Raw genomic sequence first — 258 nt, 5'->3', positions numbered from 1 at the left:
TGAGAAGGGAGGTGGAGCATATGTTTGTGAGGGGATACAACGAGGAGCTGTGTGGGCGCTTCATGTGGGGGTTTGGTTAGGGTTGCGATAATGTGATGGGGTTGGAATCGAGGGAGGTGAAAGTGGGGAATGGGAAGTGGTTTGAGGAGTTGGTTGAGCAATGGGAATTGTTGTGAGAATTGTGGTGGTGTTTTCTGGGGAGGGGCGTTGTATTGGTGATAGCGTTCGTGGGGGAAGGTGAGTTTGGGTGGGTGAAAA

At 51.6% G+C, this 258-nt stretch carries 1 protein-coding gene; it reads right to left on the bottom strand.

What is annotated here, in order from left to right; all coding sequences use genetic code 11:
- Positions 1–258, bottom strand: a 258-nt coding sequence (locus tag FS628_RS33320) for a hypothetical protein (RefSeq protein WP_145326696.1), incomplete at both ends; no start/stop codon positions are given.

It is taken from the genome of Paenibacillus xylanexedens, from assembly GCF_007676705.1.
Lineage (GTDB): Bacteria > Bacillota > Bacilli > Paenibacillales > Paenibacillaceae > Paenibacillus > Paenibacillus xylanexedens_C.
The sequence above is the reverse complement of the archived record's forward strand: the minus strand, read 5'-3'. Positions and strand labels throughout refer to the sequence as shown.